A 21,768-nucleotide genomic window follows, 5' to 3' on the forward strand; every position below is an offset into this window, starting at 1 on the left:
CGCCGGGCAGGGGCGGCGAACGAAAAAGGGGCCGCATCGCTGCGGCCCCTTTCTTGTTTGGCTGTCCCAGGCCTTCCGCGGCCTCAATGTGCCCCGGTCGGCTGCCCCGTCACGGCCTTGCGCTTCGTCCCGCGCAGATCCGCCAGCCAGCGCACCATCACGTAGAACACCGGCGTGAAGATCAGGCCGAAGAAGGTCACGCCCAGCATGCCGGAGAACACCGCGATGCCCATCGCCTGGCGCATCTCCGCGCCGGCGCCGACCGAGATCGTCAGCGGCAGCACGCCGAGGATGAAGGCCATCGAGGTCATCAGGATCGGCCGCAGGCGGGTCTTGGCGGCGGCGATGGCCGCGTCGCGGCGGTGCATGCCCTCGTCCTCGGCCTGCTTGGCGAACTCGACGATCAGGATCGCGTTCTTGGCGGCGAGGCCGACCAGCACCACCAGGCCGATATCGACCAGGATGTTGCGGTCGAGCCCCGCGTAGTTCACCCCGAACATCGCGGCCAGGATACACATCGGCACGATCAGGATGACCGAGAGCGGCAGCAGCCAGCTTTCATAGAGTGCGGCCAGCAGCAGGAAGACGAACACCACCGCCAGCCCGAAGGCGATCACCGCCGTGTTGCCCGCGAGCTTCTCCTGCAGCGCGATCTCGGTCCATTCGAAGCCGAAGCCGGCCGGCAACCGCTCCGCCGCGATCTTCTCGACTGCCGCGATGCCCTGTCCGGTCGAATAGCCATGCGCCATCGAGAGCTGCACTTCCGCCGCCGGGTAGAGGTTGTAGCGCGGCACGCGATAGGCGCCGGTCGTGTCGTGGAAGGACGCGACCGAGCCGATCGGCACCATCTCGCCATCCGCATTGCGGGTCTTGAGAGTGGCGACGTCGCGCGTCGTCAGGCGGAACGGATTGTCGGCCTGCGCGGTGACGCGGAAGGTGCGGCCCAGCAGGTTGAAGTCGTTGATATAGGCCGAGCCCATATAGACCGACAGGGTCTCGAAGATGCGCGTCACCGGCACGCCGAGCATCTCCGCCTTGGTGCGGTCGATATCGGCATAGATCTGCGGCGTCTTGGTCGAGAACAGCGTGAAGGGCTGCTGGATGCCCGGGACCTGCCCGGCCGAGCCGGCGACGGTCCAGGCCGCCCCTTCGAGCGCCGTCAGCCCGCGCCCGCCGCGATCCTGCACGTAACCCTTCAGGCCGCCGCCGGTGCCGATGCCCGGAATGGCCGGCGGCTCGATCAGCAGGGTGAAGGCCTCCGAGATGCCGAACATCTGTTGCCGGAGATCGGCGAAGATGCCCTGCGTCGTCAGCCCCTGTTTCTCGCGGTCCTTGAATGGTGCGAGCGTGACGAAGGCGACGCCCGTGTTGGGCGCGATGGTGAAGGTCGCGCCGTCGAGACCGGCGAAGGCGACGGTATGAGCCACGCCGGGGCGGGACAGCAGGATCTCGTTGGCCTTGCGCAGCACGGCGTCCGTCCGCTGCAGCGAGGAGCCCGGCGGCAACTGGATCACGGCGATGAAATAGCCGCGGTCGAGCTGCGGCACGAGGCCGGTCGGCGTCCTCTTGATGTCCCAGACGGTGGCCGCGATCAGGCCGGAATAGACGATCAGCAGGATCACCGCGATCCGGATGAGGCGCGAGGTGACGCGGCCATAAGTCCGCGACAGCCAGTCGAAGCCGGCGTTGAAATAGTGGAAGAACCAGCGGACCGGCGCGCCCAGCTTGTAGAGGAAGCCGTGCTGCTCGTGCTCGTCATGCTTCTTGTGCGCCTTGAGCAGCACCGCCGACATCGCCGGAGAGAGCGTCAGCGAGACGAAGCAGGAGATCGCCGTCGAGGCTGCGATCGTCACCGCGAACTGCTGGTAGAACGTGCCCTGCAGGCCGCTGATGAAGGCGGTCGGGATGAACACGGCGCAAAGCACGAGCGCAATCGCGAGCAGCGCGCCGCCGACCTCGTCCATGGTCTTGTGCGCGGCTTCCTTGGGCGTCATGCCCTCGGCCAGATAGCGCTCGACATTCTCCACCACGACGATCGCGTCGTCGACGACGATGCCGATGGCGAGAACCAGCGCCAGCAGCGAGATCGTGTTGAACGAGATGCCGACCGCGCTCATCACCAGGAAGGTGCCGACCAGCGAGACCGGGATCGCGACGATCGGGATGATCGCGGCGCGCCAGGTCTGCAGGAACAGGATGACCACGATCACGACGAGCACGATCGCTTCGAGCAGTGTGTGCACGACCGCGTCGACGGATTCGCCGATGAACTCGGTCGGGTTGTAGATGATGCGGTGCTCGAGGCCGACGGGGAACTGCTTGGCCATCTCGGCCATCGTCGCGATCAGCTTGTCCGAGGTCGCGAGCGCGTTGGAGCCCGGCCGCTGGAAGACGCCGATGGCGACGGTGTTCTTGTTATCGAGATAGGCGTTGGTGGTGTAGTCCTGCGAGCCCAGCTCGACGCGGGCGATATCGCGCACGCGGATCGTGCCGCCATCGGCGTCCGAGCGGACGACGATGTTCTCGAATTCCGAGACATCGGTCAGGCGGCCGAGCGTGTTGACGGAGAGCTGGAAGGCCTCGTCAGACTTCGCCGGCGGCTGGTTGAGCGCGCCCGCCGCGACCTGGACGTTCGCGGCGCGCAGGGCCGCGACGACATCGCCGCCGGTCAGGTTGCGCGCCGCGACCTTGGCCGGGTCCAGCCAGATGCGCATCGAGAAGTCGCGCGCGCCGAAGACCTGCACGTCGCCGACGCCGTCGACGCGGGTCAGCACGTCCTTCACGTAGAGCGAGGCGTAGTTGGAGATGTACTGCGCGTCGCGCGACCCGTCCGGCGAGATCATGTTGATGACCATCAGGAAGTCCGGCGAGGCCTTGCGGACCTGGATGCCGAGCGCGCGTACATCCTGCGGCAGACGCGCTTCCGCCTGCGAGACGCGGTTCTGCACCAGCACCTGCGCCTGGTCGATGTCGGTTCCGCCCTTGAAGACGACGTTGATCGTCACCCGCCCGTCGCCGGTCGACTGCGAGCTGATGTAGAGCATGTCGTCGACGCCGTTCACCTCCTGCTCGATCGGCGTCGCCACCGTGGCGGCGACCGTCTCGGCCGAGGCGCCGGGATAGGTTGCGGTGATCGAGACCGTCGGCGGCGCGATTTCGGGATATTCGGCGATCGGCAGCGAGCGCTGCGCAATGGCGCCGGCGATCGTCAGCAGCACCGAGAGCACGGTGGCGAAGATCGGCCGGTCGATGAAGAAATGGGCGAAGCGGAACATGGGAATGTCCTGGCCGGAATAAGGCGGGCGGGCGCCCGTTGGCGTCCGTGATTCGATGCCGGGCCAGGCAGGGCCCGAGAGGCGGGCACCGGCTTTTGCGGAAAGCCGGTGCGGCAGGCGCTCAGTTGGTCGTCGCGACCTTGATCTCGCCGGGCTGCGGGGCGACGGTGACGCCCGGGCGGACCATCGGGTTGGCGGTGCCGCCGACGATCACCTTGTCCTCGGGCGTCAGCCCGGACCGGATCACCCTGAGGCCCTCGCTGAGCGGCCCGAGCACGACCGGCTTCGGCACGACCTTGTTTTCGGGGCCGATCGTCAACACGATCTTGTGGGCCTGGTCCGAGGCGATGACCGTGTCCGGCACCAGCAGCGCGTCGGATTCGCCGGCGAAGAAGCGCAGGCGGCCGAAGACGCCCGGCGTCAGGAACTGGTCCTTGTTCTCGAACACGGCCCGGCCGCGGATCGTCGCCGAACGGGCGTTCAGTGCGTTGTCGAAGAAGTTGACCTTGCCGCGGCGGCCCCATTTCGGCTCGTCGGCGAGGCGCACCTCGACCAGGGCCCCGCTGTCCTTGGCGGCTTCCCCGCCCGGATTGCTCATCCGGGCATAGCGCAGGAAGTCGGCCTCTGAGACGTCGAAGGTGAAATAGATCGGGGCGACCGCAACGATGGTCGTCAGCAGCGAGGCGCCGGACTGGCCGCCGGCGATCAGGTTGCCCGGGTCGACGCGGCGGTTCGAGATGCGCCCTGCGAGCGGCGCGCGCACCTCGGTCCATTCGAAGTTGAGCTCGGCGTTCTTCAGGGTTGCCTCGGCGCCCTGCAGCGATCCGACCGCGCTGTTCAGGTTGGCGCGGCGCTGGTCGACGTCGCGGGCCGTGATCGTGCGGTTCTGAGTCAGGCCCTCGGCGCGTTCGACCTCGTTCTGGGCGAGCTCGACCTGCGCCTTGGCGCGGGCGACCTCGGCGCGAGCCACATCGACGGCCAGTTTGTAAGGCCGCTGATCGATGGTAAAGAGCAGGTCGCCCTTCTGGACGAGCGAGCCATCGCGGAAGTGCACGCTGTCGATGAAGCCGGAGACGCGGGCGCGCACGTCGACCTGTTCACTGGCCTCGAAGCGGCCGGTGTACTCGTCCCAGTTGGTGATGCGCTTGGCGAGCGGGTTGGCGACCTGGACCGGAGGGGCCGGAGGAGCCCCCTGTGCGGCGGCGTCGAAAGCCGTCAGGGCGGTCGACGTGAAGATGGCGGTGAGCACCAGACCGATGAAACGGCTGCGTGACATGACGGAACTCCGGGTAACGAGCCGGCCCAACCAATGAGGGTTTCCGGCATTTTGCGCAAGAAGGGGTGGCGAGTGACGAATGTCAAGAACCATCACCCGTCAATCGGCGCGATATAGCGCCACATAAGCCACATTCCCGCCATCTGGTTGCAGGAGCGCAACGCGGCGGGCCATTTTCGCCTCTCGTGAGTGCCGTGCCGGTGCAACGGATGCTTGCCGCCCGCCCGCCGACATCGTAACGCGTAGGCGCTGGAGCACGCGCCGGTCAGATTGCGTTGCAATATGATCGGGTCACGCGTCCTCTCATATAACTTGGAGACGGATTCACCGATCAGGTTTCGACGGGATCGGGTCCGACTCCATTAGCCGGAAGAGTCCAGATGAACGCGCATGCCCGCCCCGCCGACCCGAAGAAGCTGATCAAGGGCGCGACCGGCGACTGGGAGATCGTGATCGGCATGGAAATCCATGCCCAGGTCACCTCCAATGCCAAGCTGTTCTCCGGCGCCTCGACCGGCTTCGGCGCCGAGCCGAACGAGCATGTCAGCCTCGTCGATGCCGCCATGCCCGGCATGCTGCCGGTGATCAATGCCGAATGCGTCAGGCAGGCGGTGCGTACGGGCCTGGGCCTCAACGCGCAGATCAACAACCGCTCGGTCTTCGACCGCAAGAACTACTTCTATCCGGACCTGCCGCAGGGCTACCAGATCAGCCAGTACAAGAGCCCGATCGTGGGCGAGGGCGAGATCGTGGTCGACCTGTCGCCGACCGAGCAGATCACCGTGGGTATCGAGCGGCTGCATCTGGAGCAGGATGCCGGCAAGTCGATCCACGACCAGCACCCGACAATGAGCTTCGTCGACCTCAACCGTTCCGGCGTCGCGCTGATGGAGATCGTCTCCAGGCCCGATCTGCGCTCGGCCGATGAGGCCAAGGCCTATGTCACCAAGCTGCGCACCATCCTGCGCTATCTCGGCACCTGCGACGGCGACATGGAGAAGGGCAATCTGCGCGCCGACGTGAACGTCTCCGTCCGCAAGCCCGGCGACCCGCTCGGCACGCGCTGCGAGATCAAGAATGTCAACTCGATCCGGTTCATCGGCCAGGCGGTCGAGACCGAGGCGCGCCGCCAGATCGGCATCATCGAGGATGGCGGCACGATCGATCAGGAAACCCGCCTCTACGATCCCGGCAAGGGCGAGACGCGCTCGATGCGCTCCAAGGAAGAAGCGCACGATTACCGCTATTTCCCGGATCCCGACCTGCTGCCGCTCGAATTCGACGATGCCTTCGTCGAGAGCCTGAAGGGCGCGCTGCCGGAATTGCCGGACGCCAAGAAGGCCCGCTTCATCGCGACCTACGGGCTCTCGCCCTATGACGCCTCGGTGCTGGTCGCCGAGCGCGAGCAGGCCGATTACTTCGAGGAGGTCGCCAAGGGTCGCGACGGCAAGGCCGCCGCCAACTGGGTGATCAACGAGCTCTTCGGCCGCCTCAACAAGGAAGGCCAGGACGTCACGACCTCGCCGGTCTCGGCCGCGCAGCTCGGCGGCCTCGTCGACCTGATCGGCGAGGGCGTCATTTCCGGCAAGATCGCCAAGGACCTGTTCGAGATCGTCTGGACCGAGGGTGGCGATCCCCGCCAGATCGTCGAAGCCCGCGGCATGAAGCAGGTCACCGATACCGGTGCCATCGAGAAGGCGGTCGACGAGATCATCGCGGCCAACCCCGACAAGGTCGAGCAGGTCAAGGCCAAGCCGACCATGCTGGGCTGGTTCGTCGGCCAGGCGATGAAGGCCTCGGGCGGCAAGGCCAACCCGCAGGCGCTCAACGAGATCCTTAAAGCAAAGCTCGGCATCGAGTGATCATGTGACGCCCGCCGATCTCGTCATCCGCGACGCCGAAGCCGCCGATCTCCCGGCGGTCAGGGCGCTTTTGGTCGAGACCTGGCATGCCACCTATGACGGCATCTATGGCTGGCGGCGCGTCGCCGAGATCACCAACGCCTGGCACTCCCTGGAGAACCTGAAGGCCCAGCTCGGCCGCGACGAGGGCATCTTTCTCGTCGCGCTGATCGGAGAGGAGATCGTCGCCACGGCCTCTGCCCGGCAGGAGCGCGACGGCGCGGCCCTGCTGACGCGGCTCTATGTCCTGCCGACCCGGCAGGGCGTCGGCATCGGGCGCACTTTGCTGCAGGTGGCGCTTGCCTGCTTTCCGGAGGCGCCGGTGGCGCGGCTTGAGGTCGAGAGCCAGAACGAGCCGGCCATCACCTTCTACGAACGCATGGGCTTCTTCCTGCAGAGGCAGGCGCGCTTCGACGGGCGCGACGACACGCCCAATACCCTGCTGATGGCGAAGCGCCTCTTCGTCGCCTGACGCAGGCGCCCAACAAACGAGACAGGCCTATGACGAAAACCGACGCTTCCGAAATCCGCATGCGCGAGGCGGTCAGGGGCGACGTACCGCGCGTCGCAGAGCTGATCATGCACGGCGCTTCCGTGCAGAAGCGCACGCCCGAGCAGATCGCGGCCGAGGCGCAGGACCCGGTCTATCTCAAGGCCTTCGATGTGATCGCGGCCAATCCCTACAACACGCTCTTCGTCGCCGAATGGGAGGGCAGGGTGATCGGCACCTACCAGATCACCATCCTGCCGGGCATGGCCGAGCGCGGGCGCATCCGCGCCAAGATCGAGAGCGTCCATGTCGCGCCGGAATGCCGTAGCCGGGGCATCGGAGCGGTCATGATGCGCCATGCGATCGGCTTCGCGGCGGAGAAGGGCGTCGGCCTCGTCGAACTGACCTCGCACAAGACCAGGCCCGACGCGCATCGCTTCTATTCTGGCCTCGGCTTCGAGCAGAGTCATGAGGGCTTCAAGATGGCGCTCTCGCCCTGAGCGACTACGCCGTCAGGGCATGGCGCGGTCGCGCCGAAAGCGCACCGCAGACCCTTACGGGGCTTTCGCAGGCTTCCTAGGTTCGGAGACGAGGCCTCCCGCCTGAAAGGAAGCGACCGATGTCCGCAGCCCCCGCCAAGCCCATCGACCTGTATTACTGGCCGACGCCGAACGGCACCAAGATCACGATCATGCTCGAGGAGACCGGGCTGCCCTACACCATCGTCCCGGTGAATATCGGCAAGGGCGACCAGTTCAAGCCGGACTTCCTCGCGATCTCCCCGAACAACCGCATGCCGGCGATCGTCGACCCCGACGGGCCGGGCGGCAAGCCGATCTCGGTCTTCGAATCCGGCGCGATCCTGCAATATCTCGGCCGCAAGACCGGAAAATTCTATCCGAAGGACGAGCGCGCCCGCGTCGAAGTCGACGAATGGCTGTTCTGGCAGATGGGCGGCTTCGGGCCGATGCTCGGCCAGACCCATCACTTCCGTATCTACGCGCCGGAGAAGGTGCCTTACGCGATCGATCGCTATACCAATGAGGCCAACCGCCTCTATGGCGTGCTGAACAGGCGCCTCGAAGGCCGCGACTATATCTGCGGCGATTATTCGATCGCCGACATGGCCTGCATCGGCTGGGCTCGTGGCTGGGAAAAGCAGGGCCAGGACCTCAAGCAGTTCCCGAATGTCGCGCGCTGGCTGGAGACCATGCAGGCGCGCCCCGCCGTGCAGCGCGGGCTGAAGGTCGGCGAAGAGCTGCGCAACCCCGCGGGCATCAGCACGCCGGAGGAAAAGGCGATCCTGTTCGGCCAGAAGGCGCGCTGAACTCTTGCCCTTCTCCCCGGAGGGAGAAGGGAAAACAACCTCAATTCATCCGGTTCCACTTCACCGAGCGGCAGATCAGCCCGCCCATGACGCAGCCGGCGGTGGTCAGCGTGCTGCCCGAAAGCGTCATCGTGCCCGAATAGGTCTTGCCGTCCTCGGGATTGAAGGCGCTGCCGCTCCACTTGTTCGCGCCGTTCGGCTTCATGTCGTAGAAGATGCGCTGGCCGACCTTGGCCGGTCCGTTCGTCTCCTTGAGCCAGGAGAGCGAGCCGCAGAGGGCTTCGCCGCATTTGCTGAAGCGCACGCGCGAGGCGCCGGTATCGCGCTCCCAGGTGCCGACCACCTCCTGCGCCGCAGCCGTCGTGACGCTTGCCAGCAGGCCGAATGCCGCGAAGGCGGCAAGCTTCGATCCGGTTCCGTGATGCATCCGATCCTCCCGTGTTCGACCAGCTATAGCTGCATGGTTCAGATATGAACTATATCCGCGATCTCGCCCGCCTCCAAGCTGCCGCAGCGGAAGAGGTTTCCGCTGCTTCCGTCGCGCAAGGTGAATCCATTCTCAACACACGACGGCATGACGTAAGATCAGCGTATTGAGATCGTTGATGTTTCCGCGCTTCCGAGATGAATCCTTCGTTGATTTAACCGGCTGATTACGTCTCGTTGACACTCGATTCATCGCGAAATTTAGGACGCATTTTAAAGATCGGACCCACTCTCGCAGTCATCAGCCGGGGCCTTTGGACGGGTGGCCGGCACAACGACAAGAGGGTGGTTTGTCATGGCGCGCATGGAGATGAACGCGGTTCCTGCTTCGCTGGTGATCCCGGCGGAGGTGTCGGCGGAAGCCTATTACGAACTCGGCCTGATGCATGCCTCCGGGCGCGCCGGCGCCGTCGACCTGGTCAAGGCGCAGATGTGGTTCAACATCGCCTTCGCCCGCGGCTGTGCCCGGGCGGCTGCGCACCGTCAGGAACTGGCGCTCGAGATGAATCGCGACGAGATCGCCTCGGCTTTGCGCGAAGCCCGCGCTTTCCTGACGCGGCACTGAGGCCACGTTCGGTATCCGGAGGATGGCACCCTGTTGCGCCGTTCAGAACGCCGCGATGCCACCGGAGGGCGGGGGTTGGTTGCCCCTGCGGTCGCGGGTGATGGAGTCAGGTGTCACGAGCAGGATTTGACAAAGCATTGCCAGGCAGCTGGCGAAGGCGAGAGCAATGAGCACCATGGATCGGCTCCTTGTCGTCAACGCCCGATCCTAACATGGAATTGATCCGCCGGCTCATGGATTCCGGGCATGGCGGCCCGGCGCACAAGCCTTGTGGGGTGCGAAGGTGGTCGCTATAAGCGCGCCACATTTCCTTCTCCGTACCCCTTCCAAGGATCGATCGATGGCTGTCCAGCGTACCTTCTCCATTCTCAAGCCCGATGCGACGAAGCGCAATCTCACCGGCGCGGTCAACGCGGTCATCGAGAAGGCCGGTCTGCGCATCGTCGCGCAGAAGCGCATCCAGATGACCAAGGCTCAGGCCGAGACCTTCTATGCCGTTCACGCGGCCCGTCCGTTCTTCGGCGAGCTGGTCGAGTTCATGACCTCCGGCCCGGTGGTCGTGCAGGTTCTGGAAGGCGAAGACGGCATCGCCAAGTATCGCGAAGTGATGGGCGCCACCAACCCGGCCAACGCGGCCGAGGGCACCGTCCGCAAGCTCTTCGCCCTCTCGGTCGGCGAGAACACCGTGCACGGCTCGGACGCGCCGGAGACGGCTGCGATCGAGATCGCGCAGTTCTTCTCGGGCAACGAGATCGTCGGCTGATTTCAGCCGCAGCTTGAAAAGCAGAAAGGCGGGCCGGTATCCGGCCCGCCTTTTCTTTTGGATCGACCTTTGTCATTCCGGGGCTTCGCGCAGCGAAGAACCCGGACCCCACGACGGGGCGAGCCGCTGGCAACCGAACACCTGATGCCTCACCTGGTCGGGGGTTCCGGGTTCGCGCCTGCGGCGCGCCCCGGAATGACAAAGGTGTGCTTCTAAGCCCCCAGCTCCGGCGCGGCGGCTCCTCAGAGCCCGAAGGAGTAGTTCGTCCCCGTGTCGAACGAATAGCTCGCCGACAGGCCGAAGGTGAGCGAATCGCGCGAGCCGAACGGCCTGACGATCGGGGAGCGCGTGGCGTCGCCGACGAGGCGCTTGTACTCGACATAGGCCGTGGTCTTGAGCTGGTCGGACCAGTGATAGGTGACCTGCGCCAGCGCGCCGACCGTGTGGACGCCGGCATTGTAGCGCTGCAGCAGGCCGCCGGTGCCCGGCATGGCGCCGCTTGTGCCGAAATAGGTGCGGACATAATCGGCCGAAGCGATCCGCATGCGCGGGCCGATGCCCAGCGTCCAGGTGCCGACCGTGGAGAAGGCGTCGAGCTTGAAGTCGGCGACGACGCCGTCATGGGCGGCGATGCCGCGGCGCAGGTCGACGCGGCCGCGCAGCCACGAGGTCGGGTAGAACTCGGCGAAGCCGCCGAGCTCCGCGCCGAACTTGGTGGCGGGCACCGCGACGAGGGCCGGATTGACCTTGGCTGAGCGCTTCCAGAGCAGGTCGCCCGAGAAGCCGATGCGCCAGCCCTGGCCGGAGAAGACACCGATGCTGAGCATCGTATCGTCCTCGGCGCTCCACCAGGTGCTCTTCAGGCCCTTGCCCAGCGAGATGATCGGGCGGGCTCGGAAAACGTAATCGTCCGATCCGGTGTAATCAGGCTGGTAGCGCACGCCGGCGCCGAGCGTGATGTACCAGTTCTGCGCCGACTGGGGTGAAGTCAGGGTCGAGTAGTCTCTCGACTGGGCCTGAGCATAGCCGGGCAGCGACAGGGCGAGGCAGGTCGAAAGACCCGCCAGATACGCAACGCAACGCATGATCCAGAACTCCGACGCGACAGCGTCTCCGATAGGTGATGCCGCAATCTGGCGGAGGAGGTTTAATGCGCGGTTAAGGTTCCCATTTCGTTATCTTCAACATTTTCAAGTGGTTGATCTTAGGGTCTTTCACGCGTCATCAGCTTCTGCGCGGTTTCGCTCTGTCCCGGCGGCGAGGCGGGATCAAGCTGCCGGCTGGCCGACACGCGATGTCGAGCCGTTCGAAGGCGCCAGCTAGTACTCCGCCTCCGGCTACCAGGCCTCCGCGTGCATACTGGGCCTGCCGAAACGAGGGTGGCGCCTCGCTCGGTGGCTTCCTATTTCTGCTGCGACGCACAATTTATGCTGCGTCGCAGCTAGACGGTGAGGCTGACATGGCAAAAAGGAACTCCGGCTCGGTCCGCCGGCGTAAGTCCTCCGAACAGCGGAGGCAGTGGCGCGCGATCGTCGAAGCGTGGAAGCAGGGCGGCCTCGAGTGGCAAGGTGCTTGGGGACCGGCGCCCGGCCAGCTCGGCTGCTTGTGCCCGCGCTCCATTCTGGTCGAGCTCGGACTGGTGCCTGTGGCCGCCTAGAGGCGACGGGCAGGGCGCGCAGTGCGGGTCGGGGCAGGTCCGGATACCGCCCGTTAATCGATGACGGGGAGAATGATCGCAAGGCTGGGAATAGCGGCCGAAAGGCGCTCCAGGAGCAGCGGCGATCATGGAACTGGCGATCCTCTGGCTGCTCTGTGCGGCCGTGTTCCTCGAACTGGCGGACCGTGCGCCCGAGGCCGACTGAAGCTTCGGCTCGAAAAGGGCATGCGGTTCTCGGAAAAGCGATGCAAGACCGGAAACGGCCGCATTGACCGTGCCGGCATCGGTCAGGCCGTTCTCCAAATGGCCGGAGCCTGCGGGCTGGGAGCGGATTGTGCCGCCGGTGCTCCGAATGCCTCCTCCGGTGCGAGGGGCGCGCCGCCGATAAATCAGTCGTCCGGCGATGATCCGCCTCTTGACCTCGGGCTCGCTCTATGGCCATGCCGGGGCAGGAGCTCCGCATCGTGGTCTTCGATGCGCTCCGTTCTCGAAGGGCAGGCGAAATCATGAAGATGCGGCGGATGGGTGCGGTCGTTCTGGCCGGTGGACTGTCGATTCTGGCGAGCGTTTCGGCTTATGCCGCAAGCAGCTCGACGACCTTGCCGCCGCCCGACCCGACGGCGAAGAACCTCACCCCCTACATGATCCAGCTGCGCGCCTTCGACGCCTGCCTGATCACGCAGTCGCAATTGATGGGCACCACGCGCGAAGCCGTCCACAGCCCCTGCAGCTGCTACGCCAAAGGCACGGTCAATGCGATGACCAAGGACGAGATCCAGGCCTTCCGCGATACCGGCTATTTCAACGATACGGCCCGCCAGAAGGGCCTGCAGTTCATCGACCGGTGCAAGCTGAAGCGCCCGTTCTGAACTGACGGCTGCGCCGGCTCGCCGGCGGCATCCCTCTCGCGACGGCCGCCTTGCTGCTGACACGCTCCTGACAGAAGCTGTCAGCGCGGTTGAGCCATTCTGCCGCAGGTCCAAATCATGCCCCGTTCGATCGCCCCCGGTCGAACGGGATGGGTGCTGGACCGGGAGACGAGTGGGGAGACGCCGCCGTGCAGCGCGCTGAACGATTGCTCGACATGATCCAGAGCCTGCGTCGCCGCAGGCGCCCGGTGACGGCCGAGACGCTGGCTTCCGAGCTCGACGTCTCCGTGCGCACGGTCTACCGCGACATCGGCGCGCTGGTGCGCCAGGGCGTACCCGTGCGCGGCGAGGCCGGCATCGGCTACGTGCTCGATGCAGGCTTTGACCTGCCGCCCCTGATGCTCTCGCCCGACGAGATCGAGGCCGTGCTGGTCGGCATGCGCTGGCTCAGCGAACGGGCCGACCCGGTGCTGGCGCGGGCTGCCGAGGATGTCGTCAGCAAGGTCGCGGCGGTGCTGCCGCCGCATCTGCGGCCGATCCTGCTCGATGGTGCGCTGTTCGCGGCCTCCCATCCCGGCGACGTCCCGGCCGATCAGGTCGATGTCGCGGCTGTGCGTGCCGCCATCCGCAACGGCCGCAAGCTCTCGATCCACTACAGCGACGAGAGCGGCCAGGCGACGCAGCGGATGATCTGGCCGATCGGTATGACGTTCTACGAGCGCGTGCGCGTCGTCATCGCCTGGTGTGAGCTCCGGCAGGCCTTCCGCCATTTCCGCACCGACCGCATGACGGGTCTCGCCGCGCTGGAGGAGCGCTATCCCGCCCGCCGTGCCGATCTCTTCCGCCGCTGGCAGAAGGAGGAGGAGAGGGCGAAGGAGGAATGGGAGCGCTGCAAGCGCGAGGGCGATGCTGCGGCTCAGCCGCGGATCACGACGCCGCCTTCGAGCCTTGCCCGGCCGGACGCGACCTCCGCCAGCGCCGCCGGATAGAGCTTGTGCTCCTCGACGAGGACGCGCTGCGACAGCGTCTCCTCGTCGTCGCCGGCCAGGACCGGCACCTTCGCCTGCAGGATCACCGGCCCGGCATCGAGCTCCGGCACGACGAAATGCACTGAGCAGCCATGCTCGGTGACTCCGGCTTCCAACGCCTGCCGGTGCGTATGGGTGCCCTTGAACAGCGGCAGCAGCGACGGATGGATGTTGATCATCCGCCCTTCCCAGCGCGCCACGAACCAGGGCGTCAGGATGCGCATGAAGCCGGCCAGCACGAGCAGGTCGATCTGGTTCACCCGCAGCGCTTCATCCACAGCGCGCTCGAAGGCCTCGCGGTCTTTGCCGAAGGGGCGATGATCGACCGTCGCCGTGGCGATACCGAAATCGCGCGCCCGGTCGAGCCCGGCGACATCGGGAATGTTGGAGATGACGAGCGCGATCTGCGCCGGATAGCCCGGCGCCTGCGCCGCTTCCGCCAGCGACAGCATGTTGGAGCCGCGCCCGGAAATCAGCACCCCGACGCGCTTGCGGGGAGGGGCGGTGCTCACAGCGAGAGCTTGCCGCGATAGCTGACCTGCTCCTCGCCGGCCGCGACTGGTACGATCTCGCCGAGCTTCACCGGCGCCTCGCCGGCGGCCTTCAGCGCCGCAAGGACCTCGTCCGCCTTGTCGGCCTGTGCGGCAACGATCATGCCGATGCCGCAGTTGAAGGTGCGCAGCATCTCGCGCTCGGCGACGCCGCCGACCTTGGCGAGCCAGCCGAACACCGGCGGAACCGGGATCGCGGGCAAATCGAGCGCGACGCCGAGCCCCTCCGGCAGCACGCGCGGGATATTGTCGGGGAAGCCGCCGCCGGTGATATGCGCCAGCGCCTTGATGCCGTCGGTCGCCTTCAGCGCCTGCAGCAGAGGCTTCACGTAGATCCGGGTCGGCTCCAGCAGCGCTTCGGCGAGGCTCTTTTCCGGATCAAACGGAGCGGGCGCATCCCAGCCGAGGCCGCTGAGCGCGACGATGCGGCGGACCAGCGAATAGCCATTCGAGTGCACGCCGGAGGAGGGCAGGCCGAACACGACGTCGCCGGGCTTCAGGTCTTCGCGCGGCAAGAGCGTGCCGCGTTCGGCCGCGCCGACGGCGAAGCCGGCGAGGTCGTAATCCTTCTCGGCATACATCCCCGGCATCTCGGCGGTCTCGCCGCCGATCAGCGCGCAGCCGGCCTGGCGGCAGCCATCGGCGATGCCGCGCACGATCTCGACGCCGACCTTGGGGTCGAGCTTGCCGGTCGCGTAATAGTCGAGGAAGAGCAGGGGCTCGGCGCCCTGGACGATCAGGTCGTTGACGCACATCGCGACGAGGTCGATGCCGATCGTCGCATGCAGCCCGCTCTCGATGGCGATCTTGACCTTGGTGCCGACGCCGTCATTGGCCGCGACCAGGATCGGATCGCTGAAGCCGGCGGCCTTGAGGTCGAACAACCCGCCGAAGCCGCCGATCTCCGCATCGGCGCCCGGCCGGCGCGTCGCGCGCACCAGCGGCTTGATCTCGTCGACCATGGCGTTGCCGGCGTCGATATCGACGCCTGCCTGCGCATAGGTCAGTCCGTTTGCGCCGGGCTTGCTCATTGCGTTTCGCCTTCCTTCTGCTCGCGCGAGCGATAGGCAAGCGCGCCCGCGCTGGCAAGGCGTCTGCGCCGGCTTTGTCGATTTCTCACAGGCGAGGCGACGTCATTCCGACTGGACGCAGGATCTCTGTCCGGAGAGCATTGGTCTTTTCCGCGGTTCGCGCGAAACTGCCGCCATGACGATCCCCAACCTGATCACCATCGGTCGCCTGTTCCTGGTGCCGCTGGTCATCGTCATGATCGTCGGTGCGAACTGGCAGGCAGCTTTCATCCTCTTCGTTGTCGCCGGCATCTCGGATGCGGTCGACGGCTTCCTCGCCAAGCGCTGCGGCATGGCGAGCGAGCTCGGCGCCTGGCTCGACCCCGTCGCCGACAAGGCGCTGATCGTCTCGATCTACATCACTCTGGCGATCGTCGGCGCGATCCCGGTCTGGCTCGTCGTCCTCGTGGTCGCGCGCGACCTGATGATCGTGTCGGCGGTGATCCTGTCCTGGCTGCTCGACAAGCCGTTGACGATCGCGCCGATCGTGGTCAGCAAGCTCAACACCGCCGCGCAGATCGGCTTCGCCGCGCTGGCGCTCGGTTCGCGCGCCTTTGGGATCGAGCTCGGCGCTGCCGCTCTGGTCTGTGAACTCCTCGTCGCTCTGTTGACGGTCGCCTCGATGACGGCCTATCTCGCCTTCTGGCTGCGCCACATGGCAGGTTGACGGGGCTTTATCCGCCATTGCGGCTTGGAACCCCGGGCCTCGATGCACATTTGTCTTGTCCCGCCGGCCGTGAGACGCGAGAGAGGCTGATCGATGACGTTGCAACGCCAGATCGGCTTCTGGGTCGGATCTCTTCTCGTCTTCGTGCTGCTGCTGGTGGTGCTGCGCGACGTGCTGCTGCCCTTCATCGCGGCGCTGGCGCTGGCCTATCTGCTTGATCCGCTCGCCGACCGGCTGGAGCGGATGGGGCTCAGCCGGCTGGCGGCGACGATACTGATCCTCGTCGTCTTCCTGCTCGCCTTCGTGCTCGGGTTGGTGCTGCTCGCGCCGCTGCTCGGCCAGCAGCTCGCCGGGCTCGTCGCGCGGCTGCCGGGCGATGCCGCCAAGCTCCAGGCGCTGGCGATGGAGAGGGGCGCGCCCTGGCTCGAGCGCTTCGGTGGCGCCGAGCTCACCAAGGAGGCGCAGAACTCGCTCGGCAACCTCGTCGGCGAGGCGACCAAATGGGTCGGAGGTCTGCTCCAATCGCTCTGGAGCGGCGGGACCGCCATTGTCGGTGTGTTTTCGCTGTTGGTGCTGACGCCGGTCATCGCTTTCTACCTGCTGGTCGACTGGGACCGCATGGTCGCGACCGTCGATGGCTGGCTGCCGCTCGAGCATCGCAGCACCATCCGCAGCCTGCTGCACGAGATGGACCTGGCGATCGCCGGCTTCCTGCGCGGGCAGGCGCTGGTCTGCGTGCTGCTCGGCGGATTCTACGCAATCGGACTGAGCGTCATCGGCGTCAATTTCGGCGCGCTGATCGGCATCATCGCGGGCTTCCTCTCCTTCATCCCCTATGTCGGCTCTCTGACCGGACTCGTCCTCTCGGTCGGCGTCGCGACGGTGCAGTTCTGGCCGGACTGGACCTGGCCGCTGGCGACGCTCGGTGTCTTCTTCGCCGGGCAGTTCCTCGAAGGAAATATCTTCCAGCCGAAATTCGTCGGCGATTCCATCGGCGTGCATCCGGTCTGGCTGATGTTCGCGCTGCTTGCCTTCGGCTCGCTGTTCGGCTTCGTGGGCTTGCTGCTCGCCGTGCCGCTCGCGGCCGTCATCGGCGTGCTTTGCCGCTTTGCGCTGAGGCAATATCTCGCCAGCAATCTCTATCACGGCGGCGATGCCACCCGCGCTGCGGCGGCGAAGGCGCGCATTGAGACCGACGCCTGAGACGCCATGTCCGACATTCCGCCACGCCCGCGCCAGCTCGCCTTCGACCTGCCGGTCGACAGCCGCCATGGCGTCGAGGATTTTCTCGTCGGCTCTTCCAACGAGGCGGCTTACAGCCTGATCGAGCGCTGGCCGGCCTGGCCGGAAGCCTGGCTGCGCCTGACTGGGCCTGAGGGCGCCGGCAAGAGCCATCTTGCCGCGATCTGGGCCCGCGCCGCCCATGCCTGGACGATCCCCGCCAGGGAATTGAGCGAGGCGCAGGTGCCGCATCTCGTCTCCGGCGGTGCGCTGGTGATCGAGGACTGCGATGCGGGCGCTCTCGACGAGCGAGCCCTGTTTCACCTGATGAACGCCATCAAGGCGCGCGGCGGCTTCCTGCTGCTGACGGCGCGAAGCGCGCCCGATCTCTGGGGCGTGAGCGTGCCGGACCTGCTGTCGCGGCTCCGGCTGGCGCCTGCCGCGACGATCGAGCCGCCGGATGACGGCCTGCTCCGGGCGCTACTGGTCAAGCTCTTCATCGACCGCCAGCTCGTGGTCGATATCGCCGTGATCGACACGCTTGCCATGCGGATGGAGCGCTCCTTCGCCGCCGCCCGGCAGGTCGTCGATCGGCTCGACCGGCTCGCGCTCGAGCGCGGTCGGCGCGTGACGCGTCCGCTGGTGCAGGAGGCGCTGGCGGAACTGTTCCCGGAGGAGCCGGGTTGACCCCGGCCATATCTGCGCAGGCCGCATGCTTCAAATCATGTCGCTTGTCATCGAACCGTCGCACTAGAATGGCTTCAACGGCGGCATGAGCGGCAAGATGACCAGGACGCGAGTGAAGCGCATGACCCTCGACACGGTGATCGACGAGTCGGAGAAGCTTTCCAGCGAGGCTGATCCGGCGCCCCTGCGCCATCAGCCGGAGCGTTTCATGAACCGCGAGCTCTCCTGGCTCCAGTTCAACCGGCGCGTCATGGAGGAGGCCTCGAATCGCAGCCACCCGCTGCTGGAGCAGCTGCGCTTCCTCTCGATCTCCGCGAACAATCTCGACGAGTTCTTCATGGTCCGCGTCTCCGGCCTGCGCGAGCAGCTCAAGGCCGGCGTGACCACGCGCAGCCAGGACGGCCTGACGCCGGCCGGCCAGCTCGTCGCCATCGGCGAGGCCGTCGCGGCACTGACCGCCGACCAGCAGGCGCGTTGGGCGGAACTGCGCCACGACCTGCACGAGAACCGCATCCACCTGCTCCAGCCCGGCGATATCGGCTCGCAGGACCGGATCTGGCTGGAGGACTATTTCCTCAACTACATCTTCCCGGTCTTGACGCCGCTGGCGATCGACCCGGCGCATCCCTTCCCCTTCATCCCCAATCTCGGCTTCACCATCGCCTTGGCGCTGGAGCGCAAGAATGATGGCCGTCAGCTCGACGCGCTGATCCGCGTGCCGACCAAGATCGACCGCTTCATCGAATTGCCGGACCTGGCGCGCGAGGGGCTGCATCGTTTCATCGCGCTCGACGACGCGGTCTCGCTGTTCATCAGCAAGCTCTTCCCCGGCTATGAGGTGAAGGGGGCGGGTTCCTTCCGCATCATCCGCGATTCCGATCTCGACATCGAGGAGGAGGCAGAGGACCTCGTCCGCGTCTTCGAAACCATGCTGAAGCAGCGCCGCCTCGGCGTCGTCATCCGGCTCGAGCTCTCGACCGGCATGCCCGACCATCTGCGCCGTTTGATCGTGCGCGAGCTCAAGGTCGACAGCGACGAGGTCGTCGAGGTCAACGGCCTGATCGGCCTGACCGAGCTCTCGCAGCTCGTCGGCGTCGACCGGCCGGACCTGAAGTTCAAGCCCTACAATGCCCGTTTCCCCGAGCGCATCCGCGAACATGGCGGCGATTGCTTCGCTGCGATCCGCCAGAAGGACCTTCTCGTCCACCATCCCTATGAGAGCTTCGACGTCGTCGTGCAGTTCCTGCAGCAGGCGGCGCGCGATCCCAATGTCGTCGCGATCAAGCAGACGCTCTACCGCACCTCGTCGAACTCGCCGATCGTCAAGGCGCTGACGGAAGCGGCCGAGGCCGGCAAGTCGGTGACGGCACTGGTCGAGCTCAAGGCTCGCTTCGACGAGGAAGCCAATATCCGCTGGGCCAAGGAGATGGAGCGCGCCGGCGTCCAGGTCGTCTATGGCTTCATCGAGCTCAAGACCCACGCCAAGCTCTCGCTGGTGGTGCGCCGCGAGGCCGGGCAGCTCGTCAGCTACTGCCATATCGCGACCGGCAACTACCACCCGATCACGGCGCGCATCTATACCGACGTCTCCTTCTTCACCGCCGATCCGGTGATCGCGCAGGACGTCGCGCGCGTCTTCAACTTCATCACCGGCTATGCCGAGCCCGCCGGGCTGGAGCGCATGGCCGTCTCGCCGACCGGCCTGAAGCAGCGCCTGCTCGCCGACATCGCCGAGGAGATCGCGCATGTGAAAGCCGGCCGCAAGGGCGCGATCTGGGGCAAGTGCAATTCGCTGGTCGACCCGGAGATCATCGACGCGCTCTATGACGCGAGCCAGGCCGGCGTCGAGATCGACTTCGTCGTGCGCGGCATCTGCTGCCTGCGGCCGGGCGTGCCCGGCCTCTCCGACAACATTCGCGTCAAATCGATCATCGGGCGCTTCCTCGAGCATACCCGCATCTACGCTTTCGGTGCCGGCCACGGCATGCCCGGGCCCAAGGCCAAGATCTACATTTCCTCGGCCGATCTGATGCCGCGCAATCTCGATCGCCGCGTCGAGGCGCTGACGCCGATCCTGAACCCGACGGTGCATCAGCAGTTGCTGGACCAGATCATGTTGGCCAACCTGCTCGACAACGAGCAGAGCTGGACGATATTGCCCGATGGCGGCTCGCGCCGCATTGTCCCCGCGCCGAACGAAGAGCCGTTCAATGCGCATAAGTACTTCATGACGAACCCGAGTCTGTCCGGACGTGGAAAATCGCTCTCCAATTCAAGTCCCCGCTCCCTCGCACGCCGAGGGGGACGCAAGGCCTGAGCCCAGGCACGCGCCGGGACGGCTCGCGCTCTCCCATACCATCGCCATCGTCGATATCGGCTCGAATTCGGTCCGTCTCGTCGTCTACGAGATGCTGGCGCGCGCGCCCGCCCAGGTCTTCAACGAGAAGGAGATGGCAGGTCTCGGTCGCCAGGTCGCCACGACCGGACGCCTCGCCGACGATGCCATCGCCAAGGCGATCAACGCGCTGGTCCGCTTCCGCATCCTCTGCGAAGCCATGCATGTCGGGGAACTCCGCGTCATCGCGACGGCGGCGGCGCGCTATGCCAGCAACGGGCCCGAGTTCATCGAGCGCGCCGAGGAGGCGATCGGCCAGCCGATCGAACTGATCTCGGGCGGGCGCGAAGCCGTGCTCTCCGGCCTCGGCGTGATCTCGGGCTTCGATGTGCCGGACGGCGTCGTCGGCGATCTCGGCGGCGGCAGCCTGGAGCTGATCTCGGTGAAGGACGGTGCGGTGGGGCAGGGCGCCAGCGTGCCGCTGGGCGGTCTTGCCCTGCTCGACCGCTCGAAGGGTTCGCTGAGGGCTGCCGAGAAGATCGTCAAGGACGAACTCGACAAGCTGCCGCAGCTCGCTGCGATGAAGGGGCGGGATTTCTATGCCGTCGGTGGGACCTGGCGTGCGCTTGCCACCCTTCATCAGCACCGCATGGCCTATCCGCTGAACGTGATGCACGGCTATGCCGTGCCGACGCGCGACGTCGCCGATTTCGTCAAGCTGGTCGAGCGCGCCGATGCCTCGGTGCTCGATGCGATCGATTCGGTTTCGTCGGCCCGCCGTCCGCTGCTCGCCTATGGTGCGCTGGTGCTCGATGAGCTGATCAAGCGCGGCAAGCCGCGGGGCATCATCATCTCGGCGCAGGGCGTGCGCGAAGGCCTGCTGCACGAGCAGCTCTCGCCGGAGGAGCAGAATGCCGACCCGCTCCTGCAGGCCGCGCGCGACTACAACCTGCTGCGCGCCCGCGATCCCCGCCACGCGACCGAGCTGATCGCCTGGACCCGCGGCATCCTCGAAACCGCCGGCCTGCCGCAGGACGAGCCATCCGGCCGGATGATCGAGACCGTCTGCCTGCTCTCCGATATCGGCTGGCGCGCCCATCCGGATTATCGCGGCGAGCAGAGCATGAACGTCATCGCCCATGCCTATTTCACCGGCATCGACCATGTCGGGCGGGCTTTCCTGGCGCTGGCGATCTTCCACCGCTATGCCGGGATGAAGGCAAGCTCGCCGGGAGCGGCGGGGTTGAAGACGCTGCTGCCGCCGGCCGCTCTCGCGCGGGCGCTGCTGATCGCGGCGATCTTCCGCGTCGCCTATCTGCTTTCGGCCGGCATGGCAGGCATCCTGCCGCGCATCCCGGCGGCTTGCGTCGACAATCGCCTGCTGCTGCGTTTTCCCGACGATCTCTCGGCGCTGGCGAGCGAGCGCGTCGAGGGCCGGCTTAAGCAGCTTGCGAAGCTGCTTGGCCGCGATTTCGAGATCGGCAGGCTCTGACGCCTGTCAGTATTCGATCGCACACCTCTTGTCATTCCGCGGCGCGCCACAGGCGCGAACCCGGAACCCACGACTGGGTGAGACATCAGGTGTTCGGTTAAAAGCGGA

General features: G+C 66.3%; 19 protein-coding genes. 13 read left to right on the top strand and 6 right to left on the bottom strand.

From position 1 onward, the window contains the following. Positions 1-83 precede the first annotated feature (83 nt). Positions 84-3,275, bottom strand: coding sequence for an efflux RND transporter permease subunit (locus tag ACWIEX_RS08240; RefSeq protein ID WP_454032592.1), 3,192 nt, complete (start codon positions 3,273-3,275; stop codon positions 84-86). A 121-nt stretch (positions 3,276-3,396) separates the two neighbouring features. Further along, on the bottom strand, positions 3,397-4,551 hold the full coding sequence (locus ACWIEX_RS08245; protein ID WP_454032593.1) for an efflux RND transporter periplasmic adaptor subunit: 1,155 nt from the start codon (positions 4,549-4,551) through the stop codon (positions 3,397-3,399). A gap of 380 nt (positions 4,552-4,931) precedes the next feature. Here ACWIEX_RS08245 and gatB point away from each other — a divergent pair, with 380 nt between their 5' ends. The 4 genes from gatB (at position 4,932) to ACWIEX_RS08265 (ending at position 8,269) form a co-directional block, all read left to right on the top strand. Then, positions 4,932-6,413, top strand: coding sequence for an Asp-tRNA(Asn)/Glu-tRNA(Gln) amidotransferase subunit GatB (gene gatB / locus ACWIEX_RS08250; RefSeq protein WP_454032594.1), 1,482 nt, complete (start codon positions 4,932-4,934; stop codon positions 6,411-6,413). A 4-nt stretch (positions 6,414-6,417) separates the two neighbouring features. Next, positions 6,418-6,924 (top strand): GNAT family N-acetyltransferase, encoded by a 507-nt coding sequence (locus ACWIEX_RS08255; protein ID WP_454032595.1) that lies wholly within the window; start codon positions 6,418-6,420, stop codon positions 6,922-6,924. Positions 6,925-6,953: 29 nt separating this feature from the next. After that, complete coding sequence (locus tag ACWIEX_RS08260) at positions 6,954-7,442, top strand: GNAT family N-acetyltransferase (RefSeq protein ID WP_454032596.1); 489 nt, start codon at positions 6,954-6,956, stop codon at positions 7,440-7,442. Between the two features lie 119 nt (positions 7,443-7,561). Then, a complete protein-coding gene (locus ACWIEX_RS08265; RefSeq protein WP_454032597.1) occupies positions 7,562-8,269 on the top strand; it encodes a glutathione S-transferase N-terminal domain-containing protein in 708 nt (235 codons plus the stop codon). Positions 8,270-8,309: 40 nt separating this feature from the next. On the opposite strand, the gene ACWIEX_RS08270 is transcribed toward ACWIEX_RS08265, so the two are convergent. Further along, on the bottom strand, positions 8,310-8,696 hold the full coding sequence (locus ACWIEX_RS08270) for a DUF2147 domain-containing protein (protein ID WP_454032598.1): 387 nt from the start codon (positions 8,694-8,696) through the stop codon (positions 8,310-8,312). A gap of 369 nt (positions 8,697-9,065) precedes the next feature. On the opposite strand from ACWIEX_RS08270, the gene ACWIEX_RS08275 reads away from it, so the two are divergent. Both ACWIEX_RS08275 and ndk read left to right on the top strand, forming a co-directional pair. Then, positions 9,066-9,320 carry a hypothetical protein gene (locus tag ACWIEX_RS08275; RefSeq protein ID WP_454032599.1) on the top strand — a complete coding sequence of 85 codons (255 nt, stop codon included), beginning with the start codon at positions 9,066-9,068 and terminating at the stop codon, positions 9,318-9,320. 340 nt (positions 9,321-9,660) lie between these two features. After that, positions 9,661-10,083, top strand: coding sequence for a nucleoside-diphosphate kinase (ndk, locus tag ACWIEX_RS08280; protein WP_454032600.1), 423 nt, complete (start codon positions 9,661-9,663; stop codon positions 10,081-10,083). A gap of 242 nt (positions 10,084-10,325) precedes the next feature. Here the strand turns inward: ndk and ACWIEX_RS08285 are convergent, their stop codons facing one another. Further along, positions 10,326-11,168: a MipA/OmpV family protein gene (locus ACWIEX_RS08285; protein WP_454032601.1), complete on the bottom strand. Its 843-nt coding sequence runs from the start codon at positions 11,166-11,168 to the stop codon at positions 10,326-10,328. A 1,078-nt stretch (positions 11,169-12,246) separates the two neighbouring features. Here ACWIEX_RS08285 and ACWIEX_RS08290 point away from each other — a divergent pair. Together ACWIEX_RS08290 and ACWIEX_RS08295 are read left to right on the top strand one after the other, a co-directional pair. Beyond that, on the top strand, positions 12,247-12,609 hold the full coding sequence (locus ACWIEX_RS08290; RefSeq protein WP_454032602.1) for a hypothetical protein: 363 nt from the start codon (positions 12,247-12,249) through the stop codon (positions 12,607-12,609). A gap of 188 nt (positions 12,610-12,797) precedes the next feature. Further along, a complete protein-coding gene (locus ACWIEX_RS08295) occupies positions 12,798-13,598 on the top strand; it encodes a helix-turn-helix transcriptional regulator (RefSeq protein WP_113587397.1) in 801 nt (266 codons plus the stop codon). Here ACWIEX_RS08295 and purN read toward each other — a convergent pair. Continuing rightward, positions 13,526-14,089, bottom strand: a complete 564-nt coding sequence (purN, locus tag ACWIEX_RS08300) for a phosphoribosylglycinamide formyltransferase (RefSeq protein WP_454033480.1) — start codon at positions 14,087-14,089, stop codon at positions 13,526-13,528. The two genes, ACWIEX_RS08295 and purN, sit on opposite strands and share 73 nt — an antisense overlap. Before the next feature lie 56 nt (positions 14,090-14,145). After that, a complete protein-coding gene (purM, locus tag ACWIEX_RS08305; protein ID WP_454032603.1) occupies positions 14,146-15,219 on the bottom strand; it encodes a phosphoribosylformylglycinamidine cyclo-ligase in 1,074 nt (357 codons plus the stop codon). A gap of 175 nt (positions 15,220-15,394) precedes the next feature. On the opposite strand from purM, the gene ACWIEX_RS08310 reads away from it, so the two are divergent. The 5 genes from ACWIEX_RS08310 (at position 15,395) to ppx (ending at position 21,660) form a co-directional block, all read left to right on the top strand. Continuing rightward, complete coding sequence (locus ACWIEX_RS08310) at positions 15,395-15,925, top strand: CDP-alcohol phosphatidyltransferase family protein (RefSeq protein WP_091855440.1); 531 nt, start codon at positions 15,395-15,397, stop codon at positions 15,923-15,925. A gap of 93 nt (positions 15,926-16,018) precedes the next feature. After that, positions 16,019-17,128, top strand: coding sequence for an AI-2E family transporter (locus ACWIEX_RS08315; protein WP_454032604.1), 1,110 nt, complete (start codon positions 16,019-16,021; stop codon positions 17,126-17,128). Positions 17,129-17,134: 6 nt separating this feature from the next. Further along, a complete protein-coding gene (locus ACWIEX_RS08320) occupies positions 17,135-17,833 on the top strand; it encodes a P-loop NTPase family protein (protein ID WP_454032605.1) in 699 nt (232 codons plus the stop codon). Positions 17,834-17,930: 97 nt separating this feature from the next. Then, a complete protein-coding gene (locus ACWIEX_RS08325) occupies positions 17,931-20,150 on the top strand; it encodes an RNA degradosome polyphosphate kinase (RefSeq protein ID WP_454032606.1) in 2,220 nt (739 codons plus the stop codon). Beyond that, on the top strand, positions 20,086-21,660 hold the full coding sequence (gene ppx, locus ACWIEX_RS08330; RefSeq protein ID WP_454032607.1) for an exopolyphosphatase: 1,575 nt from the start codon (positions 20,086-20,088) through the stop codon (positions 21,658-21,660). Before ACWIEX_RS08325 ends, ppx begins: the two co-directional genes overlap by 65 nt. Positions 21,661-21,768 lie beyond the last annotated feature (108 nt).

Source organism: Allobosea sp. NPDC055353 (assembly GCF_053644975.1).